The sequence below is a fragment of the Janthinobacterium kumbetense genome (genome assembly GCF_023703445.1).
Lineage (GTDB): Bacteria > Pseudomonadota > Gammaproteobacteria > Burkholderiales > Burkholderiaceae_D > Janthinobacterium > Janthinobacterium kumbetense.
On record NZ_JAMQGR010000001.1, the window covers coordinates 1,585,683 to 1,599,272 of the forward strand.

Below are 13,590 nucleotides of genomic sequence, written 5' to 3' on the forward strand. Positions count from 1 at the left end.
GCCATCAGAACTTCATTTCCAGGGTGGCGCGCGCCTGCGGCGAACTCGGTGAAATGTTGTTGCGCACGATCGTGCCGCTGGCGTCCGCATACGTGGTGGTGCTTTCAAAATCCTGCGCCAGCAAATTCGACACGGCCAGGCGCAGCTGGTTCTTCGCATCGAATTTCCACAGCGCATAAATGTCGAGGTCGCGCCGCGGCGACGTGTAGGCGCTCTGGCGCTCCGTGATGCGCACGGGGCCGCCATTGCGGAAATTGAAACTGCCGCCCGTGGTCAGCATGCCATCGGGCGTCTTGTAGTCGAGACCAAAGTTGCCGCTGACGGGGGTTTGCTGGTCGAGCCGGTTGTCCGGTCCCGGCACGTGCTCCACCTGCGACCAGTTGCGGCTGACGCTGGCGCGCAGGTCGATGGCCGGCACGGGCGCGGCCAGCACGGCGCGCAGCGGGAACTTCGCTTCCAGTTCCAGTGTCTGCGTATTCGCGCGGCCATCGTTGACGGGCGTCGATACCCAGCGCTCATTGATATATAACAAACCCTGGCGCGTGTAGCCATCGATGCGGCGGGCCGAGGCGCGCGCGCTGAGCAAGGCGCCTTCGGCCCAGTAATGTTCGTAGGAAGCGTCGATGCCCAGCGCCAGCTCCGGCTTCAGGTTCGGATTGCCTTCGCGGTCAGGCTCGGTCTGGCTATTGTTCGTCGACATCATACGGCGTGGAATCAGGCTGGAAGTGGCCGGCGCCTTGTAGGTGCGCGTCAAGGCCAGGCGCACCTGGTCGCCCTTGGTATCAGGCAATTTCCACAAGGTTTGCAGCAGCGGGCTCCAGACGCTGCTGCGCTGCTGTACCTCGTCATAGGTGTTGCCGATACTGCGCGTATCGATGCCTTCCCAGCGCACGCCCGCATACATGGACCAGCGCGGCGTGATCTCCCACTCGTCCTGCGCATACAGCGCCAGGCGCTTGATGTCGGCATTGAAGTCTTCATCGACGTTGAATGGAGGGCGCCCGCCCGGCAAGGCCAGCTCGCGCTGCCAGCGCTCTTCGTCCCGCTTGCCGTAGCTGCCATCCCAGCCCATCGACAAGGCATGGCCCGGGATGAGCGGCGAAGAATACTTGCCGGTGGACGACACGCTCTTTTCCGACGCATCCACGCGCGCGCTGCGGTCCAGCGCCAGTCCCACGCCATCGATATGGCCGAGCGGATGGTTATCGGAGGAATTATTGCTCAGGCCTACGCGCAGTCCCAGTTCCAGCCTGGCGCCGCCATCGAGCTTGCGTACCCAGGTCAGGTCCGTACGGCCAAAGACATAATGGTTGCCGCCGTCGCTGTCATTCGTATCGTAGTCCGGCCGCAAGCCCATGAGCGTGTCGGTACGGCTGTGCGTACGGCTTTCGTTGCGTCCCACATTCAGGAAAAATTGCGCCGTCAGATTGTCGCCGCCGGGAAAAGCCCAGTTCAGGCGCGGCGACATATTGATGCCTTCCGAACGGCCATCGCCCGTGCCTTTGCTGCTGCGCAGCAGATTTTGCTGGCCTTCCGGCGCATAGCCCAGGTCCCGTGCCGGGTTTGCATAGTGATAGTCGTAGCGATAAAAGGAGGCCGCCAGCGAATAGGAAAAAATGCCATCCTTGTCCGACAATTGCAGGTTGCCATTGCTGGAAAACGCATCGCGCCCGCCCCCCACGCCCAGCTTGACGTCGCGCTGCGCCGTCTTGACGGCCTTTTTCAGCACCACGTTGATGGTGCCGGCGATCGACTGCGTGCTGTATTCGGCGCTGGCCGCATGCAAGATCTCGATGCGCTCGATCACGTCGGGCGACAGGGTGTCGAGCGAAAAGCCGGCCGGCGCCCGCTCGCCGTTGAGCAATATCTGCGTGTAGCCGCTGCCCAGTCCGCGCATGCGGATTTCGCCGCCCGAGCGTCCGGCCGCGCCGGAAACGGTAATGCCGGGCAAGCGCTTGAGCACATCGGTGACATTCGTGTCGCCATATTTGAGGATTTCCTCGCTGCCCACGATCATCTTGCTGGCCGTATCGTCGCGGCGCGGATCGTAGCCGCTGCCCTTCACTTCGACGGTCTGCATGGCGGGAGCGGCGGATTTATCGGCCTTATCGGCCTTCAGCGGCGCAGCGGCGGCATCCGCGGCTGGCGTTTCGGATTGCTGGGCCTGGACATTCCAGGCAAGTAACACGGAGGAACAAAGGACGGTAAGGCGAAGGCAACGGCGTGGCATCATGACCTGGCTAAAAAAGTTGGCTGAATAAAAATGGCTAAAAGCTAAAAAACAGGCCGCTGTATTGTGCTGTAATTTTTTCCGCGTGGCACAGTTTCCTGAAAATATTTCCTATGGCAAATTAAATTCGGCGGCCGGCTGCGCTACACCCCCTTGCATACGGTACATATCATTGCGCGCCACATCGCCGCTATAATGCGTTTTCATCATTGTTCCCATCACCCCGTCAAAGGCTTCCCATCGTGTCTGACCGTCTTGCCGTTTTGCCTCAATATCTGCTGCCCAAGGGAGCGTTGACCAATTTTGCCGGCCGGATCGCCGGTGCCAAGGGCGGCGCCATGACGACGCGCCTGATCCGCTGGTTCGTCGGCCGCTACAACGTCAACATGGATGAGGCGCTGGACCCGGACATCACGCACTACGCGAGCTTCAACGACTTTTTCACGCGCGCGCTGCGCCCGGACGCGCGTCCGCTGGCGCAAGCGGACTACGTCTGCCCCGTCGATGGCCGCATCAGCCAGTTCGGCACGATCGACAAGGACCAGATCTTCCAGGCCAAGGGCCACCATTTCAGCACGACGGCCCTGGTCGGCGGCGATGCGGCCCTGGCAGCCCAGTTCGAACACGGCAGCTTCGCCAATCTGTACCTGAGCCCGCGCGACTACCACCGCATCCACATGCCCTGCGATGGCCGCTTGACGCGCATGATTTATGTTCCCGGTGAACTGTTTTCCGTCAACCCGACGACGGCGCGCGGCATTCCCGGCCTGTTCGCCCGCAACGAGCGCGTCGTCTGCGTGTTCGACACGGCCAACGGCCCCTTCGTCATGACCCTGGTGGGCGCCACCATCGTCGGCAGCATGGCCACCGTCTGGCACGGCGTCGTCAACCCGCCCCGCACGGGTGAAATTCGCGACTGGAGCTATGCGAACGACAATGTCGTGCTGAAACAAGGCGACGAGCTGGGCCGCTTCCTGCTTGGTTCCACCGTCGTCATGCTGTTCCCGAAAAACACGGTCGATTTCAATGCCAGCTGGCAGCCGGCCGGCCCCGTGCAGCTGGGCGAAGTCATGGGCAAGCTGCCCAAGTAAGGCAGCAAGACGCGCGCCTACACGGGCGCGTCGGTCCGGTACATTTCCTCCATCAAGTCCAGAAATGCGCGTGTCTTGGCCGGCATCAAGCGCCGGCCGGGAAACACGGCCCAGCCCGTGACGAGCGGAAAGCTCCATTCCGGCAATACCCGCACCAGCTCCCCCGTCGCCACATACGCCTTGGCAAAGCGGTCCGTGCTGGCCGCGATGCCCACGCCCGTGCACGCCATGCGCACCAGTAGTTCCGGCGAATTCGCCAGCAGGCGCACGGGCAAGTCCCGTTCCCACGTCGTCTTGCCGCGGATCAAAGTCCAGTGCACGAGGCCATGCACGGCGCGTGGCAAGCTCAATAAATCGTGGCCATACAGATCGTCGGGATGCTCGGGCAAGCCGTGCACGCTCGTGTATTGCGGCGAGGCATACAGGGCCAGGGTGCTGAAGGCCACGCGGCGCGCGGCCAGGCTGGCATCGTCGGGCAAGTTGCCCATGCGGATGGCCAGGTCGAAGTTCTCTTCCAGCAAATCCACGCGGCGCGCCGACAAGTCCAGTTCCAGCGAAATGGCCGGATAGCGGCGCACGAACTCGGCCAGCACCTGGCGCATCAGCGTGTCGCCAAAATCGGCCGGCATGGAAATGCGCAGCAAGCCGCTAGGGCCTGCCTGGCGGTGCTGGGCCAGCGCGCCGGCCGCCTCCGTTTCTTCCACCACCTTGCGCGCATGCTCGAGCAGGCTGGCGCCGAATTCCGTCAGCGCCAGCTTGCGCGTGGTGCGCAGCAGCAGCCGTTCGCCCAATTTCGCTTCCAGCAGCGAGATGCGCCGCGACAGGGTCGACTTGGGCAAGTCCACGCGCACGGCGGCGCGCGAGAAACTGCCGCATTCGACGACGCGGGCGAACAGCAGCAAATCTCCGGGATCGATATCCATCACTGACCTTTACGTTCGATTGTTCCACTAATGGATTAATGTTATCCATTTTAACGGCTTCCGCATCAATTTTGGAATTGCTATAGTTCATCCATCGCAAGACACCTCACAACGGAGAAACAAGATGAACATCCTGCAAATCAATTCCAGCGCCCGCAGCACCGGTTCCGCCTCGACCCGCCTGGCTGACGCCATCGTTACCCGCGTACAAGCGGCCAACCCCGGCGCCGCCCTGGTGCGCCGCGACCTGGCTGCCGCACCGCATCCCGTGCTCGACGAGCCGACCCTGCAGGCGCTGTTCACGCCAGCGGACAAGCGTACGCCGGAGCAGGCGGCCCGCATCGCCCTGGACGACGCTCTGATTGCGCAAGTGCAAGCGGCGGACGTAATCGTCATCGGCGCGCCCATGTACAACTTCGGCATCACCGTGCAACTGAAAAGCTGGTTCGACGCGATTGCCCGCGCCAACGTCACCTTCAAGTACACGGAAAACGGCCCCGTGGGCCTGCTGACCGGCAAGAAAGTCTACGTGGGCCTGTCCCGCGGCGGCTTGCACCGCGACAGCGCCAACGATAGCCAGGTGCCTTACCTGAACACCATGTTCGGCTTCCTGGGCCTGACCGACGTGCAATACGTGTATTCGGAAGGCATGGGCATGGGCCCGGAAGCCGTGGCCAAGGCGCAAGCCCAGGCGGACGCCGAGATCAACGCGATCCTGGTGTAATTCCCAGCAGTGAAAGGGGCGGCGCACTGGCGCCGTCCTGGCCTAGAGGAGAGAACAATGAGCGATACCACCACCGTCAACAAGCCACGCGCCGTCGAGCGCGTGATCGCCGGCCAGGCCGTCATGGATGGCGCCGGCGTGAAGATCAACCGCGTGCTGACGCAGCAGCTGCAGCGCCGCCTCGACCCGTTCTTGATGCTCGATAATTTCGCCAGCGACAAGCCGAACGACTATATCGCCGGCTTCCCCGAGCATCCGCACCGCGGCTTCGAGACCGTGTCGTACATGATCACGGGGCGCATGCGCCACAAGGACAGCGCGGGCCACGAAGGCTTGCTGACCTCGGGCGGCGTGCAATGGATGACGGCCGGCAGCGGCGTGATCCACTCGGAAATGCCGGAACAGGAAGAAGGCGTGATGGAAGGTTTTCAGCTGTGGCTGAACCTGCCCGCGCGCGACAAGATGCGCACGCCGTGGTACCGCGACTTCGACAGCAGCGAAATCCCCCGCTACACGACGGATGCGGGCGTGACCGTGCAAGTGATCGCCGGCGCCAGCCATGGCGTGACGGGCGCCGTGCAGCGCGAGCTGACGGAACCGCTGTACCTCGACATCGACTTGCCGGCTGGCGCCAGCTTCGAGCAGCCCTTGCCGCCAGGCCATAACGCCTTCCTGTACACCTTCCGTGGCGAAGTGCAAGTCGATGGCAAGGCCGTGCCCGCCCTGCGCATGGCGATCTTCGCCAACACGCCAGGGTCCGACGGCGTGCGCATCGAAGCGCCGCAAGGCGGCCGCGTGATCCTCGTCGCCGGCCAGCCCTTGAACGAACCGATCGCGCAATATGGCCCGTTTGTCATGAATACCCAGGCGGAAGTGTTCCAGGCCGTGCAGGATTTCCGTGAAGGGAAGTTTGGCGAGACGGCGGCGCAATAAAATTGCCTGTTCCATCAAAAACCTGCAGTCCTCCGGGCCTGCAGGTTTTTTTTCGTGCCGACTATATTGTTGCTTTTCAATTACACTGGCGGCAACATCATTCCACAAAGCATTCCATGCAGCCGACGCACACCGAACACGACGCCACCCATTTGCACGCCCACCTGAAGGGCGACGCCAAACACACCCACTCGTTCGAGGGGCGCAGCCAGAGTATCCTCGCTTGGGCGCTGGGCTTGACCCTGTCATTTGCCGGCATCGAGGTGGCGGCCGGCTTCCTGTCCAATTCGCTGGCCCTGATTTCCGACGCGGGCCACATGGTCACGGACGCGGCCGCGCTGGGCCTGGCCCTGCTGGCGCAACTGATCGCGCGCCGCCCTCCTTCGCCACGCCACTCGTTCGGCTTTGGCCGCGCCGAGGCGCTGGCCGCCTTCGTCAATGGCCTGGCCATGCTGTGCGTGGTGGGCTGGATCTGCTACGAAGCGGCGCTGCGCTTTTCCTCCCCGCAACCCGTGAAGGGCGGCATGGTCTTCATCGTCGCCTTCATCGGCCTGGCGATCAATATCGTCGTGGCGTGGGTATTGTCGAAAGACAAGCAAAGCGTGAACACGCGCGCCGCCCTCGTGCACGTGATGGGCGATTTGCTGGGCTCGGTCGCCGCCATCGTCGCCGGCGCCGTGATTTACTTTACGGGCTGGATGCAGATCGACCCGCTGCTGTCCGTGCTGGTGTCGCTGCTGATCTTAAAGTCGACATTCGGCGTGCTGCGCGAGTCCTACCACTTCCTGATGGAAGGCGTGCCCATGCATATCGACTACATCCAGGTGGGTGCGGACGTGGAGGAAGTGGACGGCGTGATTGCCGTGCACGACTTGCACGTGTGGGACATGTCGCCGGGCCAGCCGGCCCTGATCGGCCACGTGGAAATCGAGCACCTCGACCATTGGCCGAAGGTATTGCGGGCGATCAAGAAGATGTTACTCAGCAAGCATGGCATCGACCACATTACCCTGCAGCCGGAGACGGCCACGATGGCGGGGCTGCATGCGAGCGACAAGACGCATTAACACCAGGTTCAACAAGCGTCACAACGCTTGACAAAACCGTAGCGAGCGGAAGGTAGAGGTGGTCGAGAAGCGCAACCGTACTCTAGTACGGTGAGCATCGCAGGCCGCCTATACCGATGCGCAGTAGGTTTGGTCAGGCGTCAGCTACGACGTGCCTCAAGCACGCCACTGACATCCTTGATCACATTCAGCGCTTTTAATAACTGCGCCGTCGAGCTGATCTCGGCCGTAAACGTCATGCGGGCCTGGCCCTTGGCGCTTTGGGTGTTGACGCCGATCACGTTGATCTTTTCGCGCGAAAAGATTTCAGAGATGTCGCGCAGCAAGCCCTGGCGGTCGCCTGCCAGGATGAAGATGTCGACCGGGTAGACCGTATCGTGTCCGCCCGTGCTGCCCCACTCCGTGAAGATCACGCGCTCGGGCGATTTGGCGCGCATTTCCTCGAAGTTCTTGCACGTGGCGCGGTGAATCGAGACGCCCTTGCCGCGCGTCACGAAACCGACGATGCTGTCCGGCGGCGCCGGCTTGCAGCACTTGGCCAGCACCGTCATGAGGCCTTCCGTGCCCACCACCAGCACGCCGGACTTGGCGCCCTGCTCCACGCTGGACGCGCGGCTTTTGCCGACCAGCACGGCGTCTTCCGGCACCACCACTTCGCCATTGTCGTGCAGCGCGTGCTCCACGTGGCGCAGGCTGAATTCATCCTTGCCGACCGACAGGAACAGCTCGTCGACTTTCGCAAAGCCCAGCTTTTGCGCCAGCGCTTCGAGGTTGACGGCCGTCTTGCCTTCGCGCTGCAAGGACTTTTCCACCAGCGCGCGGCCGTGGGCCAGGGTTTCCTGCATGTCGATGGCGTGGAACCAGGCGCGGATCTTCGAGCGCGTGCGCGTGCTGACGGCGTAACCGGCGCTGAGCCAGTCGCGCGACGGCCCCGCCGTGCCCGGCGCGCCCTTGGCCGTGATGATTTCGCAGGTCTGGCCGTTCTTCAATTGCGTATTCAACGGCACCATGATGCCGTCGACCTTGGCGCCACGGCAGCGGTGGCCCACGTCCGTATGCAAGTGATACGCAAAATCGACGGGCGTGGCGCCCACGGGCAATTCCAGCACCCGCGCCTGCGGCGTCATGACGAAGATGCGGTCGTCCAGGGTGGCGGATTTGAGCTTTTCCACCCATTCGCGCTGGATTTCTTCCTGGCCCACGACGGCGTCGGCCACCTCGGTTTTCCACGCCAGCAACTGGCGCAGCCAGGCGATCTTTTCGTCGTATTTCTGGCCGGCAAAGTTCGAACCGCCCTCTTCCTTGTAGCGCCAGTGCGCGGCCACGCCGTATTCGGCAAAGCTGTGCATTTCATTCGTGCGGATTTGCACTTCCAGCGGACGGCCATCCTCGGCCGTCACCACCGTGTGCAGCGACTGGTAACCGTTGGGTTTCGGCCGCGAAATGTAATCGTCGAATTCTTTCGGGATGGGGGTCCAGATATTGTGGACCACGCCCAGCACCGTGTAGCAGGTTTTCACGTCGGCAACGATGACGCGGAAGGCGCGCACGTCGTACAGGGCCGTAAAGTCCAGCTCCTTGCCGCGCATCTTGTTCCAGATGCTGTAAATGTGTTTCGGGCGGCCAAACACTTCCGCCTGGATACCGGCCGAAGCCAGCTCCGTCTGCAGGCGCAGAATCGCCGAGGAAACAAAACCCTCGCGCATCATGCGCTTTTCTTCCAGCATCTTGGCGATGCGTTTATACGCTTCCGGCTCGATGAAGCGGAACGACAAATCTTCCAGTTCCCACTTCAGCTGCCAGATACCGAGGCGGTTGGCCAGCGGCGCGTACAGGTCCAGCGTTTCCTTGCCATACTCGCGCGTCATTTCATTGAACAGTTTTAGTTCAGCAAAATAACGCAAGGTGGTCACGCAGGCAGCCAGGCGCACCAGCACGACGCGCATGTCGGAAGCCATCGCCAGCAACATCTTGCGCAGGGTTTCCACCTGGGCCACGGCTTGCTGCGCCGCATTCTTGCCGCGCCCGCCAGCGCTGCCGTGCTGCGCCTGGGTCAGCGCGCGCAAGCGGATCAGCTGGCGCACGCCTGTCGCCAGGTCGCACACCTGCTTGCCGAAGCGCGGCTCGATGTCGGCCGCCGTGTCCGGTTCCAACAGGGTCAGCTCGAACATCAGGCCGGCGATACGCGTTTCCGCATCGCTGCGCAGGAACGCCAGGGTGGTGGCCACGCCGACGGCGAAGTCCAGCGCGGAGCGGCCGGCAAAGGTCAGCTTGTCGCCATACGCTTCGGTGGCATACGCGAGCGCGTCCAGCACGCGCGCGCTGTCCGGCGCACTCAAGCCCTCTACCAGTTGTTCCGAGGTGACGCTATTCGGGGCCGAGATGGAAACCATGTAATACCTTTAAACTTAATAACTCAACAACTGAATAACTTAACGCTCTGCAGCGATGATGACGATTTCCACCAGGCAAGCCGGATTGGCCAGCTTCGCTTCCACCGTGGCGCGCGGCGGCGTGTGGCCGGAAGCCACCCAGTCATCCCACACTTCATTCATGCCGGGAAAATCTTTCATGTCGGCGATGTAGATCTGGCACGACAGGATGCAAGTCTTGTCGCTGCCCGCTTCCATCAGCAGACGGTCGACGTGGCCGAGCACTTCGCGCGTCTGGCCGACGATGCCCTGCGTGGTGTCTTCCGCGATCTGGCCAGCCAGGTAGATGGTGTTGTTGTGTATGGCTACTTCGGAGAGGCGTTTGCCTACGTGCAGTCGTGTAATTTCCATGCTTCTTCTTTCGGTTGTTTCAAAATCTGTACAGCGGTACTACTTGCCCAGCAAAAACTTGCGGGCGATGGCGATCTGGTCGTCGTGCACGAACGTGGGCGCATGGCCGACGCCGGCGATTTCCACCAGTTCCGCCTTCGGGCCGCGGCCCAGCATGCGCGTGGCCGTCTCGTGCGACAGCAGATCGGATTCCGAGCCCCGCACCAGCAAGGTGGGGCAGCGCACGGCATCATACGCGGCCCACAGCATGGCTTCGTCGCTGGCCGCCGATTCCGGCGTGGCCGAGCGGAACGGCATGGCCAGTCCCATATCATAGTGGCGGCGCCAGTGGCCATCCTTATCCTGGCGCAACACATCCACCGCCAGTTTATGCCATTCCGCGTCCGTGTGCGGGCCGAAGCTGGCGGACACGTCGCGCACAAACTTGGCGCCTTGCTCGAATGTCTCGAAACGCAGGTCCTGGCCGATGTAGTCGCCGATGCGCTGCAAGGCTTCCGGCGCCAGGGTCGGGCCGATATCGTTCAAGACCAGCTTGCTGATCGGGCTGTCCGGCAACGATGCCAGGCCCAGGCCGATCAAGCCGCCCATCGAGGTGCCGAACCAGTCCACCGTCTGGCGCTCGCCATTGGCCAGCACGCGCGCCAACAGGGTCACCATGTCGCTCACATACTGCGGCACGCGGTAAAACTGCGGGTTGGCCAGCCAGCCCGAGCGCCCGCGTCCCACCACGTCGGGGCAGATCACGCGGTAATCGCTGGCCATGGCGCGCGCCAGGTTGTCGAAGTCGTCCGCCACGCGCGTCACGCCATGGGCGCAGACGAGCACGTTCGGATTGTCCGCCGCGCCCCACTCTTTATACGACATGGTGTGCAAGCCTGCGGGGGAGATACATTGCACTGACTTGATGCTCGCTTCGATCATGCGATTTCCTTATTCGATATAAAAAGAGCACCGCTTCCTGCCAGCCATGGGGTGTCCCGCGCGCGACGCTACGGCAGTGTAGCGCAGCGCGGGCAATGCTCCAAGCGCGCGCCTGAAATGCTGCGGCGCAGCACAGCACTGGCACCTTCGCCATGGCGCAATACCCGATATAGCGAAAATGCATATCTGCGGTTATCCACAATTGAGCCTGCCTGGCAATGGGCGGATGATCGCAGCATCAACCCGCAAGAGGAGACCACTCGTGAAAAAACCATTCTATAAAATCCTGTACGTACAGGTGCTGTTCGCCATCGTGGCTGGCGTGCTGCTGGGGGTGTTCTACCCATCGAACGCCGTCGACATGAAACCGCTGGGCGACGGCTTTATCAAACTGATCAAGATGATCATCGCCCCGGTGATCTTCTGTACCGTGGTCTCCGGCATTGCCGGCATGCAGGATGTGAAGAAAATCGGCCGCGTGGGCGGCAAGGCGCTGCTGTACTTCGAAGTGGTTTCCACCTTCGCGCTGGCCATCGGCTTGCTGGTTGCTAACATCCTCAAACCGGGCGCCGGCTTCAACGCCGATCCGGCCCACCTGGACGCCAAGTCGATCGCGCAATACACGCACGCCGAAGGCATGAGCACCGTCGACTTCCTGATGAACATCATCCCGAAGACCTTCGTCGACGCCTTCGCCAAGGGCGACATCCTGCAAGTGCTGCTGATCGCCATCCTGTTCGGCTTTTCGCTGTCCCTGCTGGGCGAGCGCGGCCGTCCGGTCACCAAGCTGATCGACGAGCTGTCGCATGCCATCTTCGGCATGGTCAACATCATCATGAAAGTCGCTCCCATCGGCGCATTCGGCGCGATGGCCTTTACCATCGGTAAATACGGCCTGGCTTCGCTGATCCCGCTGGCGAAACTGATGGGTTCCTTCTACCTGACCTGCTTCCTGTTCGTCTTCGTTGTGCTGGGCCTGATCGCCAAGTACACGGGCTTCTCCATCGGCCGCTTCTTGTTGTACATCAAGGAAGAACTGCTGATCGTGCTCGGTACCAGCTCGTCGGAATCGGCCCTGCCGGCCCTGATGAAAAAACTCGAACGCCTCGGTTGCTCCAAGCCAGTCGTCGGCCTGGTCGTGCCTACCGGCTACTCGTTCAACCTGGACGGCACCAATATCTACATGACCATGGCTGCCCTGTTCGTGGCGCAAGCTACCAACACGGAACTGACCATCTGGCAGGAACTGACCATCCTGGGCGTGGCGATGCTGACCTCGAAAGGCGCGTCCGGCATCACGGGCGCCGGCTTCATCACCCTGGCCGCCACCCTGGCCGTCGTGCCGACCATCCCCGTGGCCGGCATGGCGCTGATCCTGGGCATCGACCGCTTCATGAGCGAATGCCGCGCGCTGACGAACTTTGTCGGCAACGGCGTGGCCACAATCGTCGTGTCGAAATGGGAAAAAGAACTGGACATGGACAAGCTGCACAGCGAGCTGGCCCATCCAACCCACCCGACCGACGATGCGTATGTCGCCCCGACCGTGAATATCGTCAAGTAAGCCGTACGCTTCATTGAAAAGCCCCGCAGATCACTCTGCGGGGCTTTTTTCATGCGCGCAGGCTTTTGCCAGCATGATCAACAAACAGTAAATCATCCATCAATATTTTACTGAATGATCAATGAATGAAAAACTATTACAGTACTGTCACCTGTTCGCCACCTGGTTCCCGCATAATGACATTGCGTTAATGCAAGCCTGACACCGAACCATCCTCACCTTTGAATGGAGTACGTCATGTCCCTCTCGCCCGCCTTCTACGCCACCTGGAACCCACGCCTGCTGGGCCTGCTGCGTATCATCCTCGGCTTCCTCTTCCTGCAACACGGCACGGCCAAACTGTTCGGCGCGCCGCACGTGGCCATGTTCGACGGCTTGCAACTGTTGTCCGTGATGGGCGCGGCCGGCGTCATCGAGCTCGTCGGCGGCAGCTTGCTGCTGGTGGGCCTGTTCACGCGCCCCGTCGCCTTCATCCTGTCGGGCCAGATGGCGGCCGCCTACTTCATGGCGCATGCGCCTGCCGGCTTCCTGCCGATCCTGAACGGCGGCGAAATGGCCGTCATGTATTGCTTCACCTTCCTGTATTTCGCAGTGGCAGGCGCCGGCGCCTACAGCCTGGACGGCTTGCGCGGCAAGGCAAGCGCATAAAAAAAAGGGCGGACATCGCTGTCCGCCCTTTCATTGCCTGCAACGATCCGTTTATACGGCGGAAACGTCCAGTTCAGCGCCCGTGGCCGCCTGCACCTGTTCCTTGGTCACGCCCGGCGCCAGTTCCACCAGCTTCAGGCCGTTTTCCGTCACGTCGATCACGCCCAGGTCGCTGATGATGACGTCGACCACGCCCACGCCCGTCAGCGGCAGGTCACACTGTTTCAGCAGCTTGTGCGACGTCGTGCCATCCTTGGCCGTGGCCACGTGTTCCATCAGCACGACGACGCGCTTGACGCCGGCGACGAGGTCCATCGCGCCGCCCATGCCCTTGACCATCTTGCCTGGGATCATCCAGTTCGCCAGGTCGCCCTTTTCCGACACTTGCATGGCGCCCAGGATGGCCAGGTTGATCTTGCCGCCGCGGATCATGCCGAACGAGTCAGCCGAGCTGAAGTAGGCGGCGCCCGGCAAGGCCGTCACCGTCTGCTTGCCCGCGTTGATCAGGTCGGCATCGACTTCCTCGTCCGTGGGAAACGGGCCGATGCCCAGCAAGCCGTTTTCCGACTGCAGGAACACTTCGATATTTTCCGGCACATAGTTCGCCACCAAGGTCGGCAAGCCGATGCCCAGATTCACATAAAAGCCATCCTGCAATTCCTTTGCCGCGCGCGCGGCCATTTCGTCACGTGTCCAAGCCATTATC

The 13,590-nt window shown here is 62.0% G+C and carries 12 protein-coding genes; 6 read left to right on the forward strand and 6 right to left on the reverse strand.

Going from position 1 to position 13,590, the window contains the following annotated elements:
* Window positions 1–4 precede the first annotated feature (4 nt).
* Window positions 5–2,080 carry a TonB-dependent receptor plug domain-containing protein gene (locus tag NCG91_RS06900; protein ID WP_251349154.1) on the reverse strand — a complete coding sequence of 692 codons (2,076 nt, stop codon included), beginning with the start codon at window positions 2,078–2,080 and terminating at the stop codon, window positions 5–7.
* Window positions 2,081–2,472: 392 nt separating this feature from the next.
* On the opposite strand from NCG91_RS06900, the gene asd reads away from it, so the two are divergent.
* A complete protein-coding gene (gene asd, locus NCG91_RS06905; RefSeq protein WP_251349155.1) occupies window positions 2,473–3,321 on the forward strand; it encodes an archaetidylserine decarboxylase in 849 nt (282 codons plus the stop codon).
* Window positions 3,322–3,338: 17 nt separating this feature from the next.
* Here the strand turns inward: asd and NCG91_RS06910 are convergent, their stop codons facing one another.
* Window positions 3,339–4,244: a LysR family transcriptional regulator gene (locus NCG91_RS06910; protein ID WP_077403254.1), complete on the reverse strand. Its 906-nt coding sequence runs from the start codon at window positions 4,242–4,244 to the stop codon at window positions 3,339–3,341.
* Window positions 4,245–4,368: 124 nt separating this feature from the next.
* Here NCG91_RS06910 and NCG91_RS06915 point away from each other — a divergent pair, with 124 nt between their 5' ends.
* The 3 genes from NCG91_RS06915 to NCG91_RS06925 all read left to right on the forward strand — a co-directional run bounded on the left by NCG91_RS06915 (window position 4,369) and on the right by NCG91_RS06925 (window position 6,968).
* Complete coding sequence (locus NCG91_RS06915) at window positions 4,369–4,968, forward strand: FMN-dependent NADH-azoreductase (protein ID WP_099664366.1); 600 nt, start codon at window positions 4,369–4,371, stop codon at window positions 4,966–4,968.
* A 57-nt stretch (window positions 4,969–5,025) separates the two neighbouring features.
* The gene (locus tag NCG91_RS06920; protein WP_251349156.1) at window positions 5,026–5,901 is read left to right on the forward strand and encodes a pirin family protein; all 876 of its coding nucleotides are present in this window, start codon (window positions 5,026–5,028) and stop codon (window positions 5,899–5,901) included.
* Between the two features lie 116 nt (window positions 5,902–6,017).
* On the forward strand, window positions 6,018–6,968 hold the full coding sequence (locus NCG91_RS06925; RefSeq protein ID WP_251349157.1) for a cation diffusion facilitator family transporter: 951 nt from the start codon (window positions 6,018–6,020) through the stop codon (window positions 6,966–6,968).
* Window positions 6,969–7,108: 140 nt separating this feature from the next.
* On the opposite strand, the gene NCG91_RS06930 is transcribed toward NCG91_RS06925, so the two are convergent.
* The 3 genes from NCG91_RS06930 to NCG91_RS06940 are packed head-to-tail and all read right to left on the reverse strand — an operon-like array spanning window position 7,109 to window position 10,672.
* Window positions 7,109–9,361 carry a RelA/SpoT family protein gene (locus tag NCG91_RS06930; RefSeq protein WP_251349158.1) on the reverse strand — a complete coding sequence of 751 codons (2,253 nt, stop codon included), beginning with the start codon at window positions 9,359–9,361 and terminating at the stop codon, window positions 7,109–7,111.
* A 39-nt stretch (window positions 9,362–9,400) separates the two neighbouring features.
* A complete protein-coding gene (locus NCG91_RS06935; protein WP_034784210.1) occupies window positions 9,401–9,751 on the reverse strand; it encodes a RidA family protein in 351 nt (116 codons plus the stop codon).
* A 39-nt stretch (window positions 9,752–9,790) separates the two neighbouring features.
* On the reverse strand, window positions 9,791–10,672 hold the full coding sequence (locus tag NCG91_RS06940) for an alpha/beta fold hydrolase (protein ID WP_152252621.1): 882 nt from the start codon (window positions 10,670–10,672) through the stop codon (window positions 9,791–9,793).
* A gap of 226 nt (window positions 10,673–10,898) precedes the next feature.
* Here NCG91_RS06940 and NCG91_RS06945 point away from each other — a divergent pair, with 226 nt between their 5' ends.
* Both NCG91_RS06945 and NCG91_RS06950 read left to right on the forward strand, forming a co-directional pair.
* A complete protein-coding gene (locus NCG91_RS06945; RefSeq protein WP_251349159.1) occupies window positions 10,899–12,236 on the forward strand; it encodes a dicarboxylate/amino acid:cation symporter in 1,338 nt (445 codons plus the stop codon).
* A 237-nt stretch (window positions 12,237–12,473) separates the two neighbouring features.
* Complete coding sequence (locus tag NCG91_RS06950) at window positions 12,474–12,884, forward strand: DoxX family protein (protein WP_251349160.1); 411 nt, start codon at window positions 12,474–12,476, stop codon at window positions 12,882–12,884.
* Between the two features lie 51 nt (window positions 12,885–12,935).
* Here the strand turns inward: NCG91_RS06950 and NCG91_RS06955 are convergent, their stop codons facing one another.
* Window positions 12,936–13,586 (reverse strand): CoA transferase subunit B, encoded by a 651-nt coding sequence (locus tag NCG91_RS06955; protein WP_251349161.1) that lies wholly within the window; start codon window positions 13,584–13,586, stop codon window positions 12,936–12,938.
* Window positions 13,587–13,590 lie beyond the last annotated feature (4 nt).

Bases quoted from the DNA above. Each gene is read 5' to 3' on its own strand.
- NCG91_RS06955 (WP_251349161.1), bottom strand. From the start codon at position 13,586: ATGGCTTGGACACGTGACGAAATGGCCGCGCGCGCGGCAAAGGAATTG.
- NCG91_RS06940 (WP_152252621.1), bottom strand. From the start codon at position 10,672: ATGATCGAAGCGAGCATCAAGTCAGTGCAATGTATCTCCCCCGCAGGC.
- NCG91_RS06945 (WP_251349159.1), top strand. From the start codon at position 10,899: ATGATCGCAGCATCAACCCGCAAGAGGAGACCACTCGTGAAAAAACCA.
- NCG91_RS06910 (WP_077403254.1), bottom strand. From the start codon at position 4,244: ATGGATATCGATCCCGGAGATTTGCTGCTGTTCGCCCGCGTCGTCGAA.
- NCG91_RS06920 (WP_251349156.1), top strand. From the start codon at position 5,026: ATGAGCGATACCACCACCGTCAACAAGCCACGCGCCGTCGAGCGCGTG.
- NCG91_RS06900 (WP_251349154.1), bottom strand. From the start codon at position 2,080: ATGCAGACCGTCGAAGTGAAGGGCAGCGGCTACGATCCGCGCCGCGAC.
- NCG91_RS06935 (WP_034784210.1), bottom strand. From the start codon at position 9,751: ATGGAAATTACACGACTGCACGTAGGCAAACGCCTCTCCGAAGTAGCC.
- NCG91_RS06950 (WP_251349160.1), top strand. From the start codon at position 12,474: ATGTCCCTCTCGCCCGCCTTCTACGCCACCTGGAACCCACGCCTGCTG.
- NCG91_RS06915 (WP_099664366.1), top strand. From the start codon at position 4,369: ATGAACATCCTGCAAATCAATTCCAGCGCCCGCAGCACCGGTTCCGCC.
- NCG91_RS06930 (WP_251349158.1), bottom strand. From the start codon at position 9,361: ATGGTTTCCATCTCGGCCCCGAATAGCGTCACCTCGGAACAACTGGTA.
- NCG91_RS06925 (WP_251349157.1), top strand. From the start codon at position 6,018: ATGCAGCCGACGCACACCGAACACGACGCCACCCATTTGCACGCCCAC.